Origin of the sequence: Rhodococcus wratislaviensis, from assembly GCF_900455735.1 — a bacterium.
GTDB lineage: Bacteria > Actinomycetota > Actinomycetes > Mycobacteriales > Mycobacteriaceae > Rhodococcus_F > Rhodococcus_F wratislaviensis.
On the sequence record NZ_UAUI01000024.1, the window covers coordinates 203,224 to 224,576 of the forward strand.

20 protein-coding genes are annotated in these 21,353 nt (G+C 67.0%); 6 read left to right on the plus strand and 14 right to left on the minus strand.

All coding sequences use genetic code 11. The annotated features are described in order from the left end of the window. Positions 1-34: 34 nt before the first annotated feature. The 5 genes from DTA22_RS26680 to DTA22_RS26700 are packed head-to-tail and all read right to left on the minus strand — an operon-like array spanning position 35 to position 5,110. Positions 35-916 carry a substrate-binding domain-containing protein gene (locus tag DTA22_RS26680; RefSeq protein WP_037236071.1) on the minus strand — a complete coding sequence of 294 codons (882 nt, stop codon included), beginning with the start codon at positions 914-916 and terminating at the stop codon, positions 35-37. Between the two features lie 41 nt (positions 917-957). Further along, the gene (locus DTA22_RS26685; RefSeq protein ID WP_037236074.1) at positions 958-2,610 is read right to left on the minus strand and encodes a thiamine pyrophosphate-binding protein; all 1,653 of its coding nucleotides are present in this window, start codon (positions 2,608-2,610) and stop codon (positions 958-960) included. Further along, positions 2,607-3,665, minus strand: coding sequence for an amidohydrolase family protein (locus tag DTA22_RS26690; protein WP_112301479.1), 1,059 nt, complete (start codon positions 3,663-3,665; stop codon positions 2,607-2,609). The genes DTA22_RS26685 and DTA22_RS26690 overlap by 4 nt, the downstream gene beginning before the upstream one ends. Before the next feature lie 31 nt (positions 3,666-3,696). Further along, complete coding sequence (locus DTA22_RS26695) at positions 3,697-4,551, minus strand: HpcH/HpaI aldolase family protein (RefSeq protein WP_112301480.1); 855 nt, start codon at positions 4,549-4,551, stop codon at positions 3,697-3,699. Then, on the minus strand, positions 4,535-5,110 hold the full coding sequence (locus tag DTA22_RS26700; RefSeq protein ID WP_037236084.1) for an SRPBCC family protein: 576 nt from the start codon (positions 5,108-5,110) through the stop codon (positions 4,535-4,537). Before DTA22_RS26700 ends, DTA22_RS26695 begins: the two co-directional genes overlap by 17 nt. 572 nt (positions 5,111-5,682) lie before the next feature. On the opposite strand from DTA22_RS26700, the gene DTA22_RS26705 reads away from it, so the two are divergent. From DTA22_RS26705 to DTA22_RS26725, 5 genes are all read left to right on the plus strand, one after another. Then, positions 5,683-6,588, plus strand: a complete 906-nt coding sequence (locus DTA22_RS26705) for a substrate-binding domain-containing protein (RefSeq protein WP_037236087.1) — start codon at positions 5,683-5,685, stop codon at positions 6,586-6,588. Positions 6,589-6,639: 51 nt separating this feature from the next. Continuing rightward, a complete protein-coding gene (locus tag DTA22_RS26710) occupies positions 6,640-7,521 on the plus strand; it encodes an amidohydrolase family protein (protein WP_112301481.1) in 882 nt (293 codons plus the stop codon). A gap of 5 nt (positions 7,522-7,526) precedes the next feature. Continuing rightward, positions 7,527-8,591, plus strand: a complete 1,065-nt coding sequence (locus DTA22_RS26715; RefSeq protein WP_245973390.1) for an ABC transporter substrate-binding protein — start codon at positions 7,527-7,529, stop codon at positions 8,589-8,591. 66 nt (positions 8,592-8,657) lie between these two features. Next, positions 8,658-10,469, plus strand: coding sequence for an ABC transporter permease (locus DTA22_RS26720; protein ID WP_037236092.1), 1,812 nt, complete (start codon positions 8,658-8,660; stop codon positions 10,467-10,469). Positions 10,470-10,481: 12 nt separating this feature from the next. Beyond that, positions 10,482-11,630 (plus strand): ABC transporter ATP-binding protein, encoded by a 1,149-nt coding sequence (locus tag DTA22_RS26725; RefSeq protein WP_174233869.1) that lies wholly within the window; start codon positions 10,482-10,484, stop codon positions 11,628-11,630. A gap of 115 nt (positions 11,631-11,745) precedes the next feature. On the opposite strand, the gene DTA22_RS26730 is transcribed toward DTA22_RS26725, so the two are convergent. The 8 genes from DTA22_RS26730 to DTA22_RS26765 all read right to left on the minus strand — a co-directional run bounded on the left by DTA22_RS26730 (position 11,746) and on the right by DTA22_RS26765 (position 18,677). Beyond that, positions 11,746-12,441, minus strand: coding sequence for a GntR family transcriptional regulator (locus DTA22_RS26730; protein ID WP_245973389.1), 696 nt, complete (start codon positions 12,439-12,441; stop codon positions 11,746-11,748). Between the two features lie 353 nt (positions 12,442-12,794). Further along, the gene (locus DTA22_RS26735) at positions 12,795-13,319 is read right to left on the minus strand and encodes a flavin reductase family protein (protein WP_112301482.1); all 525 of its coding nucleotides are present in this window, start codon (positions 13,317-13,319) and stop codon (positions 12,795-12,797) included. Between the two features lie 7 nt (positions 13,320-13,326). After that, positions 13,327-13,674, minus strand: a complete 348-nt coding sequence (locus tag DTA22_RS26740) for a cupin domain-containing protein (RefSeq protein WP_016884597.1) — start codon at positions 13,672-13,674, stop codon at positions 13,327-13,329. A gap of 6 nt (positions 13,675-13,680) precedes the next feature. Next, on the minus strand, positions 13,681-15,138 hold the full coding sequence (locus DTA22_RS26745) for a pyrrole-2-carboxylate monooxygenase subunit (protein ID WP_037236099.1): 1,458 nt from the start codon (positions 15,136-15,138) through the stop codon (positions 13,681-13,683). Position 15,139: 1 nt separating this feature from the next. Continuing rightward, complete coding sequence (locus DTA22_RS26750; protein ID WP_037236100.1) at positions 15,140-15,817, minus strand: DUF2848 domain-containing protein; 678 nt, start codon at positions 15,815-15,817, stop codon at positions 15,140-15,142. Then, positions 15,814-16,626: a carbon-nitrogen family hydrolase gene (locus DTA22_RS26755; protein ID WP_037236101.1), complete on the minus strand. Its 813-nt coding sequence runs from the start codon at positions 16,624-16,626 to the stop codon at positions 15,814-15,816. Before DTA22_RS26755 ends, DTA22_RS26750 begins: the two co-directional genes overlap by 4 nt. Before the next feature lie 17 nt (positions 16,627-16,643). Continuing rightward, complete coding sequence (locus tag DTA22_RS26760) at positions 16,644-17,288, minus strand: GntR family transcriptional regulator (protein WP_112301483.1); 645 nt, start codon at positions 17,286-17,288, stop codon at positions 16,644-16,646. 21 nt (positions 17,289-17,309) lie between these two features. Beyond that, positions 17,310-18,677 carry an MFS transporter gene (locus DTA22_RS26765; RefSeq protein ID WP_112301484.1) on the minus strand — a complete coding sequence of 456 codons (1,368 nt, stop codon included), beginning with the start codon at positions 18,675-18,677 and terminating at the stop codon, positions 17,310-17,312. 325 nt (positions 18,678-19,002) lie between these two features. Here DTA22_RS26765 and DTA22_RS26770 point away from each other — a divergent pair, with 325 nt between their 5' ends. Then, complete coding sequence (locus tag DTA22_RS26770; RefSeq protein WP_112301485.1) at positions 19,003-20,616, plus strand: amidohydrolase; 1,614 nt, start codon at positions 19,003-19,005, stop codon at positions 20,614-20,616. 9 nt (positions 20,617-20,625) lie between these two features. Here the strand turns inward: DTA22_RS26770 and DTA22_RS26775 are convergent, their stop codons facing one another. After that, positions 20,626-21,255, minus strand: coding sequence for a TetR/AcrR family transcriptional regulator (locus DTA22_RS26775; protein WP_112301486.1), 630 nt, complete (start codon positions 21,253-21,255; stop codon positions 20,626-20,628). Positions 21,256-21,353: the final 98 nt, after the last annotated feature.

Consider the following 21,353-nt stretch of genomic DNA (forward strand, 5'->3'; position numbering starts at 1 on the left):
GTTCAGCCTTTCGTGTTCAGAAGGAGTAAGTGGGTCAGCCGCCGAGGCGTGAGGCGGTCACCCCGAGAGCGGCGCAGGTGCGGTCGACGAGTTCGTCGAACTCGACCCGGCGAGGCAGCAGCCCCTGCTCGTAGGCGTAGCGGGAAGCGTCGGTGACGGCGCCGCGCAGACCGTCGAATCCGACGGGGCTCAGGTCCACCGGACCCGCCGCCGGGCCGCTGGCCGCGGCTGCTTCGGCCAAGGCGTCGTAGACCGCGAGGATGGCCTTCGGGTCCTCGTTCGCGGCTGCCGCACTGAACCCGACCACGTGGTTGATGGGAGCGAAGCCTTTGCGTGCGGCCCATTCGGCCGCGACCGCGAGGGCGTTGGGGATGGCGGTGCGGATTCGGTCGTCGGAGGGCAGCTCGTTGCCCATGATCCCGTAGTCGAGCGTGCCTTCGAGGAAGTCGGCCTGGAGTTTGGCGCCTTCGGGGGCGCGCGTGACCCATGCCGGGTCGGTGGCCCCGTCGACGTGCCCGCCCTCGTATGTCTGCCAGTTGATTTCGGTCAGATCGAGACCGTACTGCTCGCTGAGGAATCCGCGCAGCCACACCCCGGTGGTCTGGCTCCACGAGCGCACACCGACAGTTCGGCCCCGCACATCGTCGACACTCAGATCGCCCATGGTCACCAGGGTCTGGTGCTGGTAGCGGCCGAGCATGGTGACCGGCAGCAGCGCCACCGGCTTGTCGTGGGCGGCCGCCTGCAGCAGCGTCACCACGGCCAGCTCGCACACGTCCGCCGATGTGTCGTTCACGAAACCGCGCGATGCCTTGTGCACGGGCCGAATGTCGAGACGTTCGGGCGTGGCACCGGCGGCCGCGGCCCCCTCGACGGCTACGGCCGCGAGGTCGTCCCTGCCCAGTACGATCTTCATTTCCGACTCCTCTTGTCGTTTGTCGTCAGCAATGTCGGCTCTCACACGTCGTCGCCGTACTGGATGCGCCGGTAGGGCACGCTGAGCACGTCGCGGGTGATGCGGACGTCGATGACGGTGGGCCGCGGGTTACGGACGTACTCGGCCAGGGCGGCGCGCAGTTCGTCGGTCGTGCGGACCGTCGCGCCGCCGCCGCCGAGCGCCTGTCCGACCGTGCCGAGTTCGGGGGTGGGGATCACGGCGAGCTCGGGGTCGAGACCCTTGGCCTTCGCCTTGTGGTACTCCGCGCCGAGGGCTTCGTCGTTCATGACGACGACCAGCACCGGAAGCTGGTAGCGGCACGCGGTTTCGAACTCCGACAGGTGCATCAGGAAACTCGCGTCGCCTTCGACCACGAATGTGGGCTTGCCGCCGTTGGCGACGACGGTGCCGATGGTCAGCAGTGGGGCCTGACCGATGGCGCCGAACATGCCGTAGTTCGAGGTGATCTCGCGTGAGCGCTGGAAGAGCATCGTGCCGAAGTCCGTCTGGTGTCCGCTGCCGAGCACGAGCCCGATCTCGCCGGGAAGTTCGGCGTCGAGCACCGCGATCGCCTCACGCGGGTCGAGCAGGTCCGGCGCACTGCGGTATTCGGCCGGGTCGATCAGCGGGGCCGTGAGCCGGCCGTGCACCTCGGGGGTGTGGAAGCCTTCCAGCTCGATACCGCGGACCCCCAGCGCGTCCGTCAGGGCGTCGAGGGCGGTGATCGCGTCGGCCTGCATGTAGCAGTCGGCGACCTGACCGTTGCCCATCACCAGGTTCGGCGCGGTGTCGATCTGGATGAACCGGGCTTCGGGGAACAGGTATCCGCTCTCGATGGTGTAGTGGTTGAGGCTCGCACCCACCGCCACTACGCAGTCGGCCTCCTGCAGTAGCTCCATCGCGAGCCTGCTGCCGAACAGGCCCGCGATCCCGACGTGGTACTCGGTTTCGGCGCACAGCCAGTTCTTGGCCTGCAGCGTGGTGGCGAGTAGGGCGCCGGTTCGACGCTGGAGCGCGAGGATCTGCTCGCCGGCTTCCGCGTTGCGGGCGCCCCGCCCGGCGACGATCACGACTCGCTTGCTCGCCCCGATGATTTCGCACGCCTGCTGGATCTGGGTCGGGTGGGGTAGCAGCTTGGGGGTCCGGAGCAGTTCGGTGGACGGGACGTACGGCATGTCGTCCTCGAACTCCTGCAGCTGCACGTCGAACGGGGCGCTGATCATCACCGGCCGGGATTGGGTGCGGGCCAGGTAGAAGGCGCGCTGCACCACTTCTGTGGCCGACTCGGCCTTGGTCACCTGGAGGAATTCGCACTCGATCGCGGCGGCGAACCGGCGCTGGTCGAGGTACTGCACGGCGCTCGTGTCACCCAACGGGGTCTCCCCGCAGAACGCGACCAGCGGGATGCGCGCCCGGCTCGCCACGATCATCGACGTGGCCAGCTGCGCGGTACCGGGACCGCTGGTCGTCGTCACGACGCCGGGCCGGCCGGATGCGCGGGCGTACCCGTGCGCCATGCTCAGTCCCGCACCTTCGTGACGCACCTCGTACAGGCGCGTCCCGCGACTGGCCAGCGCGTTCATCCAGTGCATGTTGGCGTCGCCCATCATGCCGAACACATCCGTGGTGCCCTCGGCGGCGAACGCTGCTGCGAGCGCTTCGTAGACCTTCACCGCGCGATCTCCTCTTGCTTGTCGTGGTTGGTGACGCGGCTCGCGAGGCGCGGGAACACCCTCAGCGCATTGCCGCCATATATCGCCTGCCGGTCGTCGTCGCTGATGGAGTCGATGGAGTCCAGCAGCGCCTTGGTGTCGTCGAAGCGGTGCCCGGTCTCGGGGTCGACGCCGCGGACGGCGCCGATCATCTCGGAGGCGAACAGCACGTTCTCGGCGGGGATGATGTCGGTGAGCAGTTCGAGGCCCCGCTTGTGGTAGACGCAGGTGTCGAAGAAGACGTTGTGCAGCAACGATTCCTGCAGGGGTGGCCTGCCTTGGTCCTGCATCATCCCGCGGTAGCGGCCCCAGTGGTAGGGGACCGCGCCGCCGCCGTGCGGCAGGATCAGCCGCAGCGTGGGGAAGTCGGTGAACAGGTCCGACTGGCACAGCTGCATGAAGGCCGCGGTGTCGCCGTTGAGGTAGTGCGCGCAGGTGCCCTGGATGGCGGGGTTGCGCGACATCGCGACGTGGATCATCGCGGGCACGTCCAGCTCCACCAACTTCTCGTAGAGCGGGTAGTAGATCCGGTCGGTCAGCGGCGGCGCCTGCCAGTACCCGTCGGAAGGGTCCGGGTTGAGCAGGCAGCCGACGAATCCGAGTTCCTCGACGCAACGCTCGAGTTCGGTCGCCGATCGGCGGATGGAGGAGGCGAGTGCGTCACCGGGGGACTGCGGGAGCTGGCACACCGCGGCGAAACGGTCCGGGAACAGGCCGCACACCCGGGCGATGAGGTCGTTGCTGACCTGCGACCAGGCCAGACTGGTCTGCTCGTCGCCGTAGTGGTGGGCCATCTTTCCCGCGCCGGGGGAGAAGAGTGTGAGATCGGTGCCGCGTTCGAGTTGGAGCTTGAGCTGCCCCTGTTCGATCGCGGATCTGATTTCGTCGTCGCCGATGTGCAATTCGTCGGGTGAGACTCGGGCGCCCGAATCCTCGAACGCCTTGATCTGGCGCTCGCGCCACTGTCCGAGCGCGGGTGGCGCGGTCGTGAAGTGGCCGTGACAGTCGATGATCATGAAGGTTTGTCTCCAGGTGAGGTGTTCGGGGTCAGGAGCGACCGGTGAGTTTGCGGCCCAGTTCCAGGCCGGGGTAGCTGCGCACCGGCGCTGACATGAGGAAGCGGTAGCCCTCGTCGAGCACTTGCTCGAGGTTGCTGGGGGTCACGTGCGGGTGGCCGACCACGACACCGTGTTCGTGACAGATCTTCACGATCCGGCTCCTGGCCTCGACCATCAGCGGGTGGTCGAGCTGGCGAGGCACACCCAGTTCCTGGCTCAGATCGCCCTCGCCGATGAGGATGAGACCGATGCCGGGCACCTCGTCGAGGATCGCCGGGAGGTTCTCGATGCCGAGTTGATCCTCGATCTGGATCACGACGAGAATCTCGCCGTCCGGGGCGAGTGGCCACACGTCGGCCTTGGCGTAGTACTCATCGTTCGACAGGCCCCAGTACCGTGCGGCGGCCGCCGGCGCGTCGCCGCGCAGGCCCGGCGGGTCGAACCGGTCCTCGCCGGGCAGCCGCGGGTATCGGCATGCCGCGACCGCGTTGCGGGCCTCTTCGACCCGGCTGATGTGCGGCCACACGATTCCGTACGCTCCGAGGTCGAGGGCCTGCTTCGCGTGCCACTGCCCGTGTTCGGCGCCGTTGACGGGGACGCGGACGAGTGGGGTGGGGGAGGGGGCGAGCGTGCCGGCTTCGAATATCCGCCGCCGGTTGAGCAGATACTGCAGGCTGTCCCGCAATGTCGTTGCGTCCCAGGGCTTGTGCTCGGACTCGAACACCAGGCCGTCGTAGTCGGTCGTCGCGAAGTCCACCGCCGCGGCCGGTTCGGGTGCCGCGAACGCCGCGAAGGCGTGCTGCCCCGATTCCAGCGCACCGATCACGCTATTGAGTCTTGCCACTTGCCACTCCGATCTGCTCACTCTGTCGCTTGTGAATGGTCCTGTGCCACCAGGCGCGCACGCGTGCCCACACGGACGGACGGCTGGGCGGTGGTGTGATCGCCGTGTCCCCGGCGCACCGGCGAATCAGTTCGTCCGTGAAGTCCTGAGTCATCCGGGACACCACGGCTCCGGCGCCCGCTTCGATCAGCGACGCGAGCTTTCCCGCGAGAGCCACCTCACCCGCCACATGCATCCGCGTGCCGCCGACTGCGTGGTCCTCGGTGATCCGGAAGGTCGCCTGCGCAGTGAAGCGGGTCGCACCTTGTCCGTCCCGTCCGCGTGCCGAAAGCCGTCCCTCTCGTTCGGGCTCGTCGAGGTCGAGCGACATCCGGGCGCCGAACCGCACCCGGATCGCGCTGAACTTCACGAACAGCGTGCCGTCGAAGGAGCCGTCGTCGTGGAACTGGCCGAGTTCGGCTCCGTTGATGCACGACACCACTTCAGTGGGGTCGGAAATGACCTCCCACACCCGTTCCGGTGGTGCGGGTACGGCGATCTCTTCGTCGATCTTTATCACAACTGTGTCCTCGCTTGGCGATCTGGAACAGCCTCCACAGATTCGTTGTGGAGCTTGGGAACTCGCGAGACTCGATCAGCGAGTTGATGTCACGGGTGCCCCCGCTGGGTGGCGGAGTGCAGGCCGGCCGCAGGGGTGCGTTGGCGTCTCCGAGTCTCCTGGCGACGCGGCCTCAGATTGTTTAACAACTTTCTCTCGCACAGAGTAGCAGCGCGGCGCAGTTGTCGGCAAGAACCACGTATAAATCAGTAGTTTGGGCGGCGCGCCCGATGTTGACAGGAAATTTTGTACAACAATTCTTGTGAACAGACGTCTTGGCGGACCGTGGGAGCGGCGCGTCGGCGTGAGCCGCGGTCGCGGAGTGGGTCGTCGTAGCTCCTCGGGTGCAGTGTCGCGCAAAATTGTTAGACGATCCACGCGAGAAGGCCTTGTGTTGGGCCCGTCACACGCGTAAATTGGGCGAAACCGTAAGACAATATTGGTGGTCCGCCCGTCGGTTGAGGATCAGCATCAGTGCACCGGCACCGTGCACTCCCTCCCCCCGGGCTCGGACGCAACAGAGGAGTCGTTTCATGCCCCAGCCCTTGTCCATCGCCGCGAAGTCCTACCCGCACACCGCGTTCCTCACCGATCCCGAACTCACTGTCGGGGGGCGCGCCGTCGAACTCGCGGCAGCGGATCCGATCTACAAGGCGTTCGCTCCCATGGTGCGTGAACTCCGGTACGACGTCAGCGAATTGGCCATCGCCACCTTCCTGCAGGCCCGCGAGGCCGGTGCCCCGATCGCACTCCTGCCGGTGGTGCTGAGCGGCGACTTCCACCACCACTCGCTCACCCGCTGGCCCGGTTCGGCCGAGATCAGCCCGGCTGACCTGGCAGGACGACGGGTCGGCGTCCGTGCCTACAGCCAGACCACCGGGCTGTGGGTCCGCGGCATCCTGCACGAGGAGTTCGGCGTCGACGCCAAGGAGGTCACCTGGGTCACCACCGAGGAGCCGCACGTCGCCGGTTACGTCGAGCCGCCGAACGTCGAACGCACGACCGGCAAGGTGCTCGACGTGCTCGAGCGCGGCGATGTCGTAGCCGCCGTTCTCGGTCCGCCGGCGCTCGACGGCGCGCAGGGACCGCTGGTCCCGATCATCCCGAACTGGCGCGAGGCCGAGGAGGCGTGGGGCGCCCGGCACCAGACGGTGCCGATCAACCACATGCTCACCGTCCGGCGCGACCTCCTCGAAGCCGAGCCGCAGACGGTCTCAGCGCTCTACCAGGCTTTCGGCGCCGAGATCGAGGCGCGCAAGGCGGCAGACACCGAGCCCGGTCCGCGCGTCCGCGCCCTCCGGTTCGGGGTGACCGACGAACTCGTCGCCGGTCTGCAGATCGCGATCGACTACGCCTTGCAGCAGAACGTCATCCGCACGCCGGTGACCGTGGCCGAGCTCCTCGACGACTTCACCCGGCACCTCGGTGAGCGTGCATGAGCGCACCCGCCCGCACGCTTGCCCCCGCCACCTACCAGCCGTGAGGTATTGATGTTCACCGTCGACACACACACCCACATCATTTCGCCCGACACCGATTCCTACCCCGCAGATCCTCTCGGCGGCCACCGCTCCACCTGGTCGCAGGAACGGCCCACCGACATCGACGGACTCCTGCGCGCGGCCGACGCTGCCGCCGTCGACCACCTCGTCGTCGTCCAGGCCTCCACGGTCTACGGATTCGACAACAACTACGTGGCCGATCAGCTCACCAGGCACGCCGACCGCCTCAGCGGGGTCTGCTCGGTGGACTTCCTCTCCCCGAAGGTCGTCGACGACCTCCACCACTGGATCGACGACCGGGGCTTCTCGGGAGTCCGCATCCGCGCCGCCGACGGGACGACCGCCGTCCCGACGCCCGGCCGCGGCCTCGACGACGAGCGCATGGCGCCGGTCTGGCAGTTCCTGTCCGACCGCCGGGTGCCGGTCTGCATCCAGATGCACGCCAAGCACGCCCCCATCCTCGCCGGGCTCCTCGAGCAGTACCCGGGACTCACCGCGATCCTCGACCACGCGGGACGGCCCCAGCTGGACGGCGACGCGCCGTACCCGAGCGCCGCCGGAGTTCCCCAGCTCGAGGAGACGGGCCGGGTCTTCATCAAGCTCACGCCGCCGGCCGTCCTGCGCGCACAGCGCGAAAGCGGATCCGCGGCACCGGTGGTCCGCACGCTGATCGAGAAGTTCGGCGCAGCCAACGTCATGTGGGGTTCGAACTTCCCCGCCTCGGCCGGGTCGTTGTCCGAACTTCACGATCTCATCGAGAAGCAACTGCCCTCGCTCGACGACACGCAGCTGGAACTGATCGCCGGCGGCACCGCCGGCCGGCTGTACGGGCTCACCCCTGCCGTCACTCCCGGCGCGAAGGAATGTTGATTGCCATGAATCGAATTGGGCGCAAGTTCTGTCTGACCGCCTCGGTCATGGCCGTTGCCGTCGCCTTGTCCGCCTGCGGCGGCCCTCCCGCCGTTCCGGACACCAAGAATCTCGACGAGCTGTACCAGGCGGCCAAGGCCGAAGGTGAGGTCGTGTGGTTTGCGCCGAAGCCGGAGGCGCAGATGAAGCCGGCTATCGACGCCTTCGAGAAGAAGTACCCCGGGATCGAAGTCCGGTACACGAACAAGAAGGCTCCGGACCTCGTCACCCAGCTCAATGTGGAGCAGGCCGCGGAGCGCGTGACCTTCGATGTCTCCAACGCAGGTGGGCTCACGGTGTTGCCGTCGCAGTCCATGGCGGCGAAGGTGGACTGGGCGTCCTACGAGGTGCCGAGCGACCAGATCTTCGCCGGCGACTTCGTCTACGTCTGGGCCGTACCGAAGGTCTGGGCGTACAACACCGACGCTCTGGCCGCCGGCGATATCCCGACGAGCTGGGACGAGCTGCTCGATCCGCGTTGGGATGGGGGAAAGCTCAGCGTCGAGTCGCGCGGGTCCTTCATGACCGTATGGGCCCAGGATCCGGCCCTCGGCACCGACGCCGGACTCGATTACGCCTCCCGGCTGGCTCAGCTGAATCCCCACTACACCGAGAACACCACGCAAGCCCACACGCTCATCGTCTCCGGCCAGACACCGGTCGGCACCGACCTGATCAACCTCGTGCTCGAGGACCAGGGCAAGGGTGCGCCGGTCGCCGTCGCACCGGTGGGCCCGACGAACGCCAACAAGTCCTACCTGTTCGTGGCCGATGGAGCCCCGCACCCGGCGGCGGGCCGTCTGCTCACCGCCTTCCTCGCCTCCGAAGAGGGACAGTCCGCCCTGGTCGGCACGTACAACTCGGCCATCCCCACCAACACCGACTGCACGGACGCCGCAACCAACCGTGTCATCGGCGCCCTGTGCGCCGCCGGCGTCGAATGGTTCGGCGAAACCAACCTCGAGCAGTACGAGCAGTTCTCGGAATACTTCCCCGAGGTCGAAGAGGCCTTGGGCACCGACGTCAACTGACGGCCCTCACCGCTGCCCTGACCGGCAGCAGAAGACTTTATCCCCTCACCTTTGGAGACTTCAGCGATGCAGTCCGGCACCCCGCTCTCCACCGGCGGACGCCCGCCCACCGGCGGACGCCCGCCCACCGGCACCCGCCCTCGCCCACAGCGAACCGGCGTCCGCCCTGAGCCCACCGACGTACACCCGCATCGGCGGGACCGTGTCCTGATCGGCGTCAACATCGCCATCGGTGCGATCATCGCCTATCTCATGCTCTTCCCCCTGGGGATGCTGTTGTTCAGCAGTCTCAAGGACAGCGAGACGAAGCTGCCCTTCCAGGTCCCCGGGTTCACGCTTGCCAACTTCACCGCGATCTTCTCCTCGAAACGCCTGGTCGAAGTCGCTCTCAACTCGTTGATCTTCGTGGTCGGCACCGTGGGCCTGGCTCTCGTGATCAGTGTCAGCCTGGCCTACCTGTTCGAACGCACCGACATTCCGGGACGCCGCTTTCTCGCGCCGAGCACTCTGGCCCCCATGGCCGTGCCGGCCACGGTCATGGCGGTGGCCTGGGTGCTGGCGGCCAACCCCACCAACGGCCCGATCGCCATCGTCATCGAGCGGATCTTCGGGTTCACAATCGACATCTACTCGCTACCGGGCATGATCCTGGTTGCCGGAATCTTCGGCGTGCCAGGGATGTACATCATGCTCGCGCCGACGTTCGCCCGGCTCAACCTCGAGTTCGAGGAGGCCGCGGCCACAGCGGGCGCCGGATGGTGGACACGAACCCGCAAAGTGGTTCTGCCCCTGACGATGCCGGGAATCACCGCAGCCAGCATGCTGCTGGTCGTCATCGCGCTCGAGGAATTCGCGATCCCGGCCATCCTCGGAATGCCGGACCAGATCTACGTGTTCAGCAGCCTCATCCAGGCCTCGCTGCAGCCGCCGTCGGGACTCGCCAACTACGGTCAGGCCAGCGCGTACGGCATCATGCTGGTCCTGCTGTCCCTGGTGATGATTGCCGTCTACCGACGCCAGACCCGAGAGTCGCACCGGTTCCAGGTGGTGGGGGGCAAGGGGTACCGGTCCACGCCGGTGCGGCTGGGACGCTGGCGCATCCCGATCTTCGCCACCGTCTTTCTCTACGTGCTGGTCGCGATCATCGTGCCCATCCTGACCCTGGTCTGGACGAGCCTGACACCGTACCTCCAGCCGATCAGCCTGGACAATCTGGGTGCGCTCAGCCTCGCCAACTACACCGCGATCTTCACCAACCCGAGCTTGAGCCAAGCGGTCCTCAACACCCTGGTGATCAGCCTGATCACGGCGACCCTGACCGCCGGGTTCGCCCTGTGGCTGGCGCTGGCCGCCAGCCGTGGCGGACGCATCGGCCGGGCCCTGTTCGATATCTCGTTCCTGGTCTTCGCCATCCCCGCCGTGGTACTGGGAATGGCGGTGCTGTTCCTCTACCTGTACATGCCTTTCCCGATCTACGGAACGATCTGGATCATCATCATCGCGTTCACCACCCGGTACGTCCCGCGCGGGTCACGCATGATTCAGACGGCACTGTTGCAACTCGACAAGGGACTCGAAGAGGTGGGCCGCGTCTCCGGTGCGTCGAAGGGTGTCGTGCTGCGCCGGGTGATCTTCCCCCTCGTCGCCCCCGCGGTGTCGAGCACGTGGCTGTGGGTGTTCGCCCACTCCCTCGGAGAACTCCCCATCGCGCTGCTGCTGTCCAGCTCCGACAACCGCACCGTCGTGGTGCTGCTGTGGGACATGATCGGCGAGAGCGCGAACTATCCCGAGGCCAGCGCCCTCGCAGTTCTCCTGCTCGCCCTCTCCGCCGTCTCCGTCTGGTGGGTCAACCGCCGTGGCGTCCAAAAACACATCTGAGGTGTCGTGAACATGCAGAAACTCGTTGCTACCGACCATTCCGTACAGATCTCCGGTCTGCAGAAACAATTCACCCGCCACGACAGCGGCGAGGTGAACCGCGTCATCGACGATGTCAGCTTCGCAGTACCGAAGAACAGCTTCTTCACCCTGCTCGGGCCCAGCGGCTGCGGCAAGACGACCACGCTGCGCTGCCTCGCCGGACTCGAGACCGCTGATCGCGGCGAGATCTGGATGAACGGGCAGGCCGTCTTCTCCGCCGCGGCGGGTCGCGACGTCCCTCCCGACTCCCGGCCGATCGCCATGGTGCCGCAGTCCTACGGAATCTGGCCCCACATGAAGGTGTTCGACAACGCCGCCTTCCCGCTCCGATACGGCCGAAAGACCTACCCCCGCCCCGAGACGCAGCGGCGTGTCCTCACAATGCTCGAACAGGTGGGGCTGTCGGAGTACGCCGACCGATGGTCCACCCAGCTCAGCGGTGGCCAGCAGCAGCGGCTGGCGCTGGCCCGCGCTCTGCTGTGCGAGCCGGAGGTTCTGCTGCTCGACGAACCGCTGTCCAACCTGGACGCCAAACTGCGCTCACAACTGCGCACCGAACTGCGGTCGTTCCAGCAGAAGTTCGGCGTCACCACCATCTACGTGACGCACGACCAGGGCGAGGCCCTCGCCATGTCCGACACGATCGTCGTCATGAACCGTGGCCGGATCGAGCAGATCGGTTCGCCGAGCGAGATCTACGACTCCCCGGCGACGCGGTTCGTGGCCGACTTCGTCGGCAGCGCCAACCTCATCCCCGGCGTACTCGACCGGCCGGCCGGCTCCCGTGACCGCGTGGTCGACGCCAAAACGACCCTCGGGGTGGTGCGGTGCGAGAGATTCACCACCCCACCGGCGCCGCCCACTGCAGGCCAGGAAATATTCGTGTGCGTCCGGCCCGAGAACATCCGCGTCATCACTGCGTCGCGGGAGGCCGAGGGCCCCAACCGGTTCCCGGGGCGCATCATGACTGCCGAGTACCTCGGCGACCGCCAGGAGATGGTCGTCACCGTCGGGGACGTCACGCTTCGCGCACACGCCGATGCACACTTCGATGCACACCCGGGCGACGACGTAACCGTTGTCCTGGATCCGGCGTGGACGGTCGCTCTCTGGTCCTAGCGGCCATGACTCGTGAGAGTGCTGTCGACGTGTCGGGCTGAGTGGACGAGGACCTCCGGGCGACGTGGGTGTCGCAACGCACCCACGAGCAGCCTGGAGGTCTTCGCGGCGCCGACTAATCGGCCGAGGGGGTGAACTTCAGCAGAAGTGCCCGCCGGGCCGACGACAGATGGTGTCGCATCGCCGCGGAGGCGGCCTCCGGGTTGTGGGTGACGATCGCGGCGAGGATGGCCTCGTGTTCCCGGACGGAGTCGGTCCGCGGCTTCTCGCGGTCCGCGTCGCGGTACTGCTGCATGACGAGCGGGTAGAGCAGGCTGTCGACGAACCTGGTGAGCGTGGACTGCCGCGCCGCGCGTTTGACCTGTTCGTGGAACCTGCGGTTGAGGTTCCAGTATTCCTCGCGCCCGCCCGGTTTCTGCCAGTCCCACATGCGCTTACAGGTTTCGGTCATCGCGGCGATGTCCGCATCGGTGGCGCGTTCGGCGGCCTTCGCCGCCAGCGCCGCCTCCAGCACCGCGCGGGTCTCCAGTATCTCGATCGCCTCGTCCACCGAGAACGAGCGGGTGCGGGCGCTGCGGTTCGCCTCGGCGGTGACATAGCCCTCCTGCGCGAGGCGTGCGAGCACCGAACGGATCGTCCCACGTGAAACCTGGAGCTGCGTGGTGAGCTCCGACTCGGTGAGGCGTGAGTCCGGTTCATATTGACCGGAGAGGATCAAGGCACGCAGATCGTGGTACGCCTGCGACGTCCGGTTGGCGCCCGAATCCGGGCCGCCCTCGTTGCTCGGGCCCGTGCCCGTAGCTAGCACCATGGTGTGTCACCTCGAGAAGTCGTGGATCCGAGGGGCGGTGTACCCCGCGAAGCCGGGCTCGTCACCCGCGGGCAGGGGGCGGGTACGGGGGAGTTGCCGGGAGCGATGGACAGCGTCGTCATCTGTGCCTCCCACGTAATGTTGTACAACAACATTACGCGTTGCGTATCGAGCGCTCGATGTGAACGGGGTTAGGGGGCAGCAAGACGATCCCTTTCTGCATCAATCTGGTCCGGACTGACCTCCATATTGTTACACAATGTGCACCCTCCGGCCGACGAGAAGCCCGACGGCGAATGCACGTGCTCGCCGGCGCACCGTCAGTGATGCGCCGGCGAGCACGTTCGCCCGGATCAGAACAACCAGGGGACCTCGTCGTGACCGAAGTCGTGGAAGTCGCCGAACCGCCCCGAGTAGAACACCAGGCCGGTGCCCTCCCGGCAGCGCATGTCGGTGACCTCGCCGTAGAAGACGCGGTGGTCGCCGATGTCGTGGGCGCTGTGGACCCTGCATTCGAGCTGGGCCAGAGCATCTTTGATCAGCGGCAGCCCCGAGCGGCTGCGATCGCAGGGCAGGTCGTCGAATCGGGCGCCGCCCCGCGTGGCGAAGCGGCGGGCGAGAGCTTCCTGACGGGAGCCGAGGACGGAAACGGCGAACGAGCCCGCGGCTTCCACGGCCTCGGTGGTGCGGGAGCCGTGGGTGAGCGAGACGAGCAGGATTGCCGGGTCCAGGCTGATCGAGGTCAGGGAGCTGATCGTCATGGCACTGGGGTCGCCGTCGCCGTCGTCGGCGCTGACGACGGCGACCCCGGTGGTGAACCGGCCCATGCTTCGCCGCATGTCCGTCGGGGTGGGGGCGTGGAATGCCGGAAGGGTCATCGTGGGCCTACTTACTGTGGTACCGGACTTCGAAGGTGACGACGCCCTCGTCCGTGCTCCAGGGGCCGTGCGGCATGCCGGGCGGCCGGCAGGCGTACATTCCCGCGGTGAACGTCTCGCCGAGGGTCAGGTCGGTGAACGACCCCTCGAGGATGTAGACCTCCTCCCAGAAGTCGTGCTTCTGCACGCCCATGGGAGTGGAATCGGCGCCGGGTTCGTAGCGCAGGATCCGGGTGGCGACGTTGCCTTCCGGGTCCTTGGCGAGGATGCGTTCGGTGATCTTCGGATCGTCACCCGGACATACCGTCCACTCGACGTCGGTGACCGGGAAGAATTCGAATTCGGGCTTGGCCATGAGGGTTTACTCGCTTTCCGCTTTGTAGCCGTCGGTGAACTGCTGCACAGCCGCGACGGCGCTGTCGTAGTCGTAGTTGCGGTACGTGTATGCACCCTTCACCACGAAAGGGGCGCCGGCGTAGAACATCTCGTACTGCTGGTGTCGTCCGGCGAATTCGGATCCGATGATGTCCCAGGCCAGTTTGAAGAGCTTGACGCGCTCCTCGGACGGCACCCCGGGGGACTGGACGTAGTGTTCGATGTCCCGGGACGTCAGCGGGCTGGTGAGGTCCTTGACGCTCGACGGGAGTTGCAGCACACCGCCGCCGACGAGGTCGCGCAGGATCGCGATCACCCGCGGGTAGATCTCCGACTGCAGGCCCATCGACCCGTACAGGGCCTGCCTGCCCGGCAGCCACATCCCGGCCGAATCCGGCTCGGCGGTGTACTCGGCGGCCAGTACCGCGGAACGGACCCCGCTGACGAGTGCGGCGAGTTCGCCGAGCTTCTCCTGAACGCTGGGGATCTTGTCCACCCCGTTGACCTGGGTGACCCGGCGCGCCACGCCGGCAATGAATTCGAGCTTCGTCGCGAAGCGGATCTGGGCCTGCCAGTTGCCAAGAACGTGGGCGCCGGTCTCGAAGAACTGCCGGCGGACACCGGTGGTGTCGCGGTCCACGAACACGCGATCCCACGGCACGAGGACGTCGTCGAAGACGAGGAGCGAGTCGGGCTCGTCGTAGCGGCAGGTCAGTGGGTAGTCGAACGAGCTCGTCGCGGCCGGGATGTACGGGCGGCGAACGTACTGCTTGAGACCGGGAGCGTTGGTCGGGACCACGAACCCGACGGCGAAGTCCTTGTCGTCCGGGCCGAGCGGCTTGATGCACGAGACGAAGATTTCGTCGGCGATCGCCCCGCCGGTCGCCAGCATCTGCGAACCACGGATGACCAGGCCCTCGGGGGTCTCCTCGACCACACCGGCCTGCAGGTACTCACCCTCCCAGCCGGACGCCGTCGTCGCGCGTGAGACCTGCGGCGGGATGATCGCGTACGAGACGTAGAGGTTCTCGTCGAGCAGCCGCCGGTACAACTCGGAGACGTTCGCCCCGAAGTCGTGCCCACCCTCGGCCGCGAACACCTCGGGATGCGCTGCGAACGCGGCGAGGAACGTCCCCACATGATCGGGGCTACGACCGATCCAGCCGTGCGTGTGCTTCGCCCACCGCTCGATCGCCTCCCGCCGCTGCGCGAGCTCCTCCCGCGATCGGGGAATCGAGAACACCCGATTGGCCGCCTTCCCGGTTTCGGGTGCGACGTACTGCATGCCGTTGGCCTCGTCCGCCGCCAGATCGAACATCTCGGCGATCGTCCGGGTCACGGGGGCGAAGGCCGGATGGGTGGTGACGTCGTCGATCTTCTCCCCGTCGACGAGCACTACGCGCCCGTCGTTCAGGGAGGCCAGGTAGTCGGCTCCGGTGCGCATGTCAGTGTCCTTCGGTGGTGTAGGAGTGGGCCAGGGTTCGGCCGTCGGGCAGGGTGAGTTCGAGGTCCCACCGGTGACCGGGGGTGAACTTGCCGTCGAGCAGCGGCAGGGTGCCTGCGAAGCAGAGCAGGTCCTCGCCGGTGTCGCCGAGCCGGTCGGCGAAGATCTGCAGAAGGTTCTGCGGTGTACGGAGATTGGCCAGGGTGCCGTCCTGATACAGGACCCCGTCGACCCACGATCGGGCCCGGCACGCGTCCCAGTCGAACGACGCCCAGTCGGCGATCTCGATGACGGCCGGGCCTACCGGCTTCGGGCACGCCCGCTTCGAGTCGCCGATGTCGACGGTCTCGAGTTCGCGGTCGGTGTGGTCGGAGCCGACACCGAGGTAGTACCGCCCGCGGTGCCGCAGGATCACCGGCTCGACCTCGCCCGAGGTGTGCGTTCCTACGACGGGGGCCTGCGTCGCGGTGGTGACCGTCGCGATCTCGACGGGGTAGAACATCGGCACCTGTGCGGGCGGTGCGACTCCGATGGCCGCGAGCTCGTCGATGTGATGTTGCACCGCTGCTTCGTCCCGGCCGGTGTAGCCGGCTACCAGGGTTCGGCCGCTGCCGAAACGCAGGATCTCGGAGGAATCGAGGGTTTCGAAGGTGAGCACCTCCGTGGTGGCGCCGGTCATGAAAGGACCTTTCTGCGGTTGAGGAAGCTGTAGTCGTCGAGCCGGTCCCTCAGGATCGGGAACTCGGCGCGGGTGCGGTCGACCACGGCGGGGTCGATCTCGGCGATGGTGATGCCCTCGGACGAATCCGCCTCGGCGATCACCGTTCCCCACGGGTCGACTATCCGGCTGTGGCCGCCGAGTTCGACGGAATTGTGTGTGCCGGTGGCGTTGCAGGCGATCACGAAGACCTGGTTGTCGACGGCGCGGGCCGAGGTCAGCAGCCGCCAGTGCTCCTTGCGGGCTTTCGGCCAGGCCGCAGGAACGATGACGAGTTGCGCTCCGGCCGAGACCAATTCGGTCCACAATCCGGGGAACCGCAGGTCGTAGCAGGTCGTGGCGGCGATCGGGCCGAACGGGGTGTCGGTGGTGTGGATCTGCGTCCCCGGCTGCACGAGCTGCGCTTCGAGGGAGTCGTATCCGAAAACGTGAACTTTGCTGTAGTGGTGGTGGACCTGTCCGTCGGGGCCGATCAGGACCGCCGTGTTGCGCAGCCTGCCCTCCTCGCCCTGTTCGACGATGCTGCCGGCGTGGATGTAGCACTGCCGTTCGACGGCGACGGATGCCAGAACCTGGACGGTACCGCCGTCGAGAGTCTCCGCGGCGGCGGAGTAGTCGTCGAAGTGGTTGTATCCCACGCGCCACAGCTCGGGCAGAACGATGAGGTCGACTCGCTCGTCGAGTCCGGTCAGGAGGTTGCGTACGCGCTCGAGTCGATGCGCGGGGGTCTCGGAATCGGGGCTGGCCAGCTGAGCCAGGGCTATCTTCATGGGTTTCCTTCGTGCCGTTAGATATTCGGCTGTTTCATTGACTGCAGGGTGGTGTCGAGGTGTTCCCGCACCGCCTGTACCGCGGCGTGGGGATCACCTGCCGCTATCGCGTCGGCGATGGCGTGGTGCTCGACGAGAACCTGCTTCTTGCGGGTTTCGTCGGCCATGACGATGCGGATGCCCATCCGCATCTGGCGGTCCCGCAGCGAGCTGTAGAAGGTGTTCATCAGTGGATTGCCCGCCGCGCGGATGATGGCCGTGTGGAATTCGAGGTCGTGCGCGATGAAGTCGACCGGGTCGGTGTCGTTCTCCTGCAGGTCCAGGAGAATGCGGAGCCGGTCCGGTACCAGGCCCGGCTGGGGCGCCACTTCGGTGACCGACCATTCCTCGACCACCCTCCGGGCCTGCATGATGGCTTCCACGTCACTGTCGGACAATGCCGGGATGAAGGCACCCTTGTGGGGCACTCGCCGGATGAAGCCTTCGGCCTCGAGGCGTAACAACGCCTCGCGCACCGGAGTTCGGGAAATTCCGGAGGACGCGGCGACCTGCGCTTCGGACAGAAACATCTCCTCGTCGCGGGGCAGGGTGATGATGGTGTTCTTCAGCCACTCGTAGGCCAGCTCCGGTGCCGTTGCCCCGGTGGTCTTCGATGTCGTCATGGCTTGCCCCTTCGAGGAGAGTCAGGAGATGACGGACGCCGGCTTTTCCGGCGTCCGGGAGGCCGCCTCGTCGCCCACGGCCGCGAGATCCACGGACTGCGTTTCCCGCGCGAGAAGTGAGGCGATCAGGGAGATGACTCCCATGGCGGCGAGGTAGGCACCGATGGCGTATCCGGTGCCGAACCGGGTGTAGAGCGCGATCGCGATGATCGGGGCCAGCGAGCCGGCGAGGACGGACGCGAGGTTGTAGGCCAGCGACACTCCGGAGTACCGGACCTCGGTGGGGAACAGTTCGGAGAAGAACGCGCCGATCACGGCGCTGTACGCCGCGAAGATCAGCAGTCCCACCGCCACCGCGAGGGTGATCGCCGCCGGATTCTTCGTGTCCAGCAGAGCGAAGAACACGAACGCCCACACGATGGTGGCGGCGGACGCGCCGATGTAGATCGGTCGTCGGCCGATCCGGTCGGCGAGCACGGCGAACATCGGGATCGTCACCAGGGCGACGACCATACCGATCATGACGGCGTTCAATCCGGTGCTGCGCTCGAGTTCGAGGATCTGGGTGATGTAGGTGATGACGAACAGCGAGAAGATGTAGAAGCCGGCGTTCTCGCCGAAGCGGGTGAAGGCCGCGAGGAGGATCTGGCGCCAGTGTCCCCGGACGGCCGCTGCGAGCGGCATGCCCTTCTTCTCGGCGGTCGCGGTTTCCCGGGACTGCTCGAACAGCGGGGTCTCCGCGACGTACAGCCGCAGCACCAGGCCGATGATCACCAGCAGGGCCGACAGCCCGAACGCGATCCGCCATCCCCAGGACAGGAACGCGTCCTCCGACAGCACCGAACCGAGGACGGCGAGCACCCCGGCCGCCAGCAGGTTGCCCAGCGGCGGACCGAGATTGGGCCATGCGGACCAGAACGCCCGTCTCTTCGAGTCGCCGTGTTCGGAGACCAGCAGAACTGCCCCACCCCACTCGCCACCGAGGGCGAAACCCTGCACCAGCCGCAGAAGCACCAGGATCAACGGTGCGGCGACGCCGATCGAGGCGTACGTGGGCAGGAAGGCGATGAGGAAGGTCGACACTCCCATGAGCATCAGGCTGGCGATGAGGGTGGCCCGCCGGCCTTTGACGTCCCCGTAGTGCCCGAGTACCGCGGCACCGAGGGGGCGCGCCACGAAGCCGACCGCGTAGGTGGCGAACGCGAGCATGGTGCCCACCAGGGGATCTTCGGTGGGGAAGAACAGCTTGTTGAACACCAGCGCCGCCGCAGTTCCGTACAGGAAGAAGTCGTACCACTCGACTGCTGTGCCGGCGAGGCTCGAACCTGCGATGACGGGCAGGCTGGTGTGTGGTCTGCGATTGATAGATTTGTTGTTGGCGGTTGCCATAGTCGACTCCTAGGTCGAATCGTCGCTACGTGACGAGCTGCGCGTCCTTGCGCCTACCTCCAAGTAGGCGACTCGAACGGTCGCGCAGATGGTGCTGCCTGGGCTCGGTGGTTGCTCCAACAGCCGCCGAGCCCACTTTTTTCTTGCCTTTCCGACTGTGAAGCCGATCACGCAAAGGCCGTGCACCAGTTGTATACGACCGGTCTACGATCCGCAAGAGGGGTTCGAATTCGCGGATTCCGGTCCGCGACTGAGTGTCTCTTGACGCCGGCCCGTGTACGACCTAGCTTAATCGAATCATATTCGATTAGTTGGAGGAGGTCCCGTGGACGCCGAACTGCTCGTCGTCGGAGGCGCGGTGCGCACCGGTGATCCCGACCGGCCCGTCAGTGACGCGCTCGCCGTGGCCGCCGGCCGCGTGGTTGCTCTGGGGGAGCGGGCTCGTGCGATGCGGTCGAGCCGCACCGAACTGATCGACCTGGATGGGGGCGCATTGTTGCCGTCGTTCGGAGACGGACACGTCCACCCGCTGATGGGCGGGCTGGGTTTGCGCGGTGCCTCGATTCGCGACTGTGGCAGCGTCGACGACGTCCTGCGCGAGGTGCGCCGGTGGGCGGACGAGAACCCCGAGGCCGGGTGTGTATTCGGGGACGGGGTTTCTCCGACGCTCGCCGAGGGTGGGCGTTTCGAGGCCACGTGGCTCGACAGCGTGGTTCCGGACCGGCCGGTGGTCCTGCGCACGATGGACCACCACACGGCTTGGGTCAACAGTGCAGCGCTGCGACGTGCCGGACTGAGTCGGGACACCCCGGATCCGGCGGGCGGCGAGATCGTGCGGACGGCCGACGGTGAGTTGCTCGGGACCCTGCGCGAATGGGGTGCGATCAATCCGGTTCTCGCGCTGGTGCCGGATGCGAGCCTCGACGATCGGGTCGACGCGCTGGCGACGGTGTCGACGATGCTCGCCGCCGCAGGTATCACGTGGGTGCAGGATGCGTGGACCGAACTCGACGACGTCGAGGTCTGGCTGACTGCCGCCGACCGCGGGAGACTGTCCACCCGTGCCAACCTCGCGTTTCGTGCGACGCCGGAGAGCTGGGAGGCCGACCGGGAGGCGTTCGCCCTGGCGCGGCGGAAGGTCGAGGAGCGGGGCGGCGACGCGGTCAGGGCGGGAACGGTCAAGTTCTTCGCCGACGGCGTGATCGAGGCCGGTACGGCAGCGCTTCTGGCGCCCTACACGGACTGTCCGCACTCCCACGGCATCAGCAACTGGACGACGGACGAACTGTCGCGGGCCGCGGCCGAGGTGGACCGGCTGGGGTTCCAGATCCACATCCATGCCATCGGCGACGCCGGGGTGCGCATGGCGCTCGATGCGATCGAGCACGTCGATCGAAGCAATGGTTCGCGTGATCGGCGCGCCACGATCGCGCATCTGCAATTGGTCGACGGTGACGACCTCGACCGATTCACGTCGCTCGGGGCGGTCGCCAACTTTCAGCCGCTGTGGGCCCAGCTCGACGCCCTGATGACGGAATTGACGATTCCGCGGATCGGGGACGACCGGGGCGCGCAGCAATATCGCATCGGAACCCTCACCGAGCGAGGTGCCCGGGTGGCCTTCGGCAGTGACTGGCCCATCACCGCCTATGAGCCGATCAAGGGAATTGCCACCGCGATCCACCGCCAGACCCCGTCCGGCATACCGACGGAGGGATGGTTGCCGGGCGAACGCGTCGGGCTCGAACGGGCCCTCGCCGCATATTCGGCCGGCGTCGCCTATCAGGGATTCGAGGAGAACCTGTGGGGCTGCCTCCGGCCGGGAATGCGGGCCGACATGATCCAGCTGCCGGTCGACCCCTACGACCTGTCGTCCGCGCAGGCGCTCAGCGAGCTCGCCGTGACCCGAACCTGGCTGGGCGGCAAGCAGGTGCACTGAGATCCGGCGCTACCGCTGCACCGCGCCGCGTTCCTGCAGGAGGTTGCGGAAGCCCGCCAGCAGGGCCGCCAGGCCGAGTTCGAACGCCTGCTCGGCCCTCGCCGGGCCGCGGGGTGCGGCGGCAAGCGCCCGGGTCAGCGCATCGTCGGCCGTCGTCGAATCCGCTTCGATCATGACCTCCGGGGCGGCCGCGTCCAGGGCGGCGCCGAGCAGGAAATTCTCCGCGGCGGTGATGACGGCCATGATGTGGTCGTCCGGAAAGCCGGCGTCGCGCAGACCGGCCGCCGCCGCGTGATACACCGAGAGCGAACCGGGATCGCGCACCGTCTCGGTGGCCAGGAGGCGGATGGCGGTGGGGTGCCGGCTGAACGCCGCCCGATAGGACCGGGCCCACTCGGAGAACGCCTCGTCCCAGGGCAGGCGCTCGAAGGCCGATCCGTCGATCTCTCGGACGACGCGGTGGCGAACCAGTTCGACGACGGCCGCGCGGCCTTTGGCATGGTGATAGATCGACGACACCTGCACGTTCAGGTGCCGGGCCAGATCCGGCATCCTGAAGTCGCCGTCACGATCGACCAGTTCGAGCGCCGCCTCCGCGATGCGTTCGCGGTCCAGGCGTGCGACGCGAGGTCTGCCCATCGGTGCACCCACCTCTCCAATCGAAATTCATTCGATTATGCCCTTGTGGCGCCGGTCACAACGTTCTAGTCTAATCGAAACACATTCGATTAGAACCT

What these genes read in the sequence shown, in the direction of transcription:
- DTA22_RS26680 (WP_037236071.1), bottom strand. Translation starts at nt 916, where the DNA reads ATGAAGATCGTACTGGGCAGGGACGACCTCGCGGCCGTAGCCGTCGAG.
- DTA22_RS26690 (WP_112301479.1), bottom strand. Translation starts at nt 3,665, where the DNA reads ATGATCATCGACTGTCACGGCCACTTCACGACCGCGCCACCCGCGCTC.
- DTA22_RS26705 (WP_037236087.1), top strand. Translation starts at nt 5,683, where the DNA reads ATGCCCCAGCCCTTGTCCATCGCCGCGAAGTCCTACCCGCACACCGCG.
- DTA22_RS26710 (WP_112301481.1), top strand. Translation starts at nt 6,640, where the DNA reads ATGTTCACCGTCGACACACACACCCACATCATTTCGCCCGACACCGAT.
- DTA22_RS26715 (WP_245973390.1), top strand. Translation starts at nt 7,527, where the DNA reads ATGAATCGAATTGGGCGCAAGTTCTGTCTGACCGCCTCGGTCATGGCC.
- DTA22_RS26720 (WP_037236092.1), top strand. Translation starts at nt 8,658, where the DNA reads ATGCAGTCCGGCACCCCGCTCTCCACCGGCGGACGCCCGCCCACCGGC.
- DTA22_RS26725 (WP_174233869.1), top strand. Translation starts at nt 10,482, where the DNA reads ATGCAGAAACTCGTTGCTACCGACCATTCCGTACAGATCTCCGGTCTG.
- DTA22_RS26730 (WP_245973389.1), bottom strand. Translation starts at nt 12,441, where the DNA reads ATGGTGCTAGCTACGGGCACGGGCCCGAGCAACGAGGGCGGCCCGGAT.
- DTA22_RS26735 (WP_112301482.1), bottom strand. Translation starts at nt 13,319, where the DNA reads ATGACCCTTCCGGCATTCCACGCCCCCACCCCGACGGACATGCGGCGA.
- DTA22_RS26740 (WP_016884597.1), bottom strand. Translation starts at nt 13,674, where the DNA reads ATGGCCAAGCCCGAATTCGAATTCTTCCCGGTCACCGACGTCGAGTGG.
- DTA22_RS26745 (WP_037236099.1), bottom strand. Translation starts at nt 15,138, where the DNA reads ATGCGCACCGGAGCCGACTACCTGGCCTCCCTGAACGACGGGCGCGTA.
- DTA22_RS26750 (WP_037236100.1), bottom strand. Translation starts at nt 15,817, where the DNA reads ATGACCGGCGCCACCACGGAGGTGCTCACCTTCGAAACCCTCGATTCC.
- DTA22_RS26755 (WP_037236101.1), bottom strand. Translation starts at nt 16,626, where the DNA reads ATGAAGATAGCCCTGGCTCAGCTGGCCAGCCCCGATTCCGAGACCCCC.
- DTA22_RS26760 (WP_112301483.1), bottom strand. Translation starts at nt 17,288, where the DNA reads ATGACGACATCGAAGACCACCGGGGCAACGGCACCGGAGCTGGCCTAC.
- DTA22_RS26765 (WP_112301484.1), bottom strand. Translation starts at nt 18,677, where the DNA reads ATGGCAACCGCCAACAACAAATCTATCAATCGCAGACCACACACCAGC.
- DTA22_RS26775 (WP_112301486.1), bottom strand. Translation starts at nt 21,255, where the DNA reads ATGGGCAGACCTCGCGTCGCACGCCTGGACCGCGAACGCATCGCGGAG.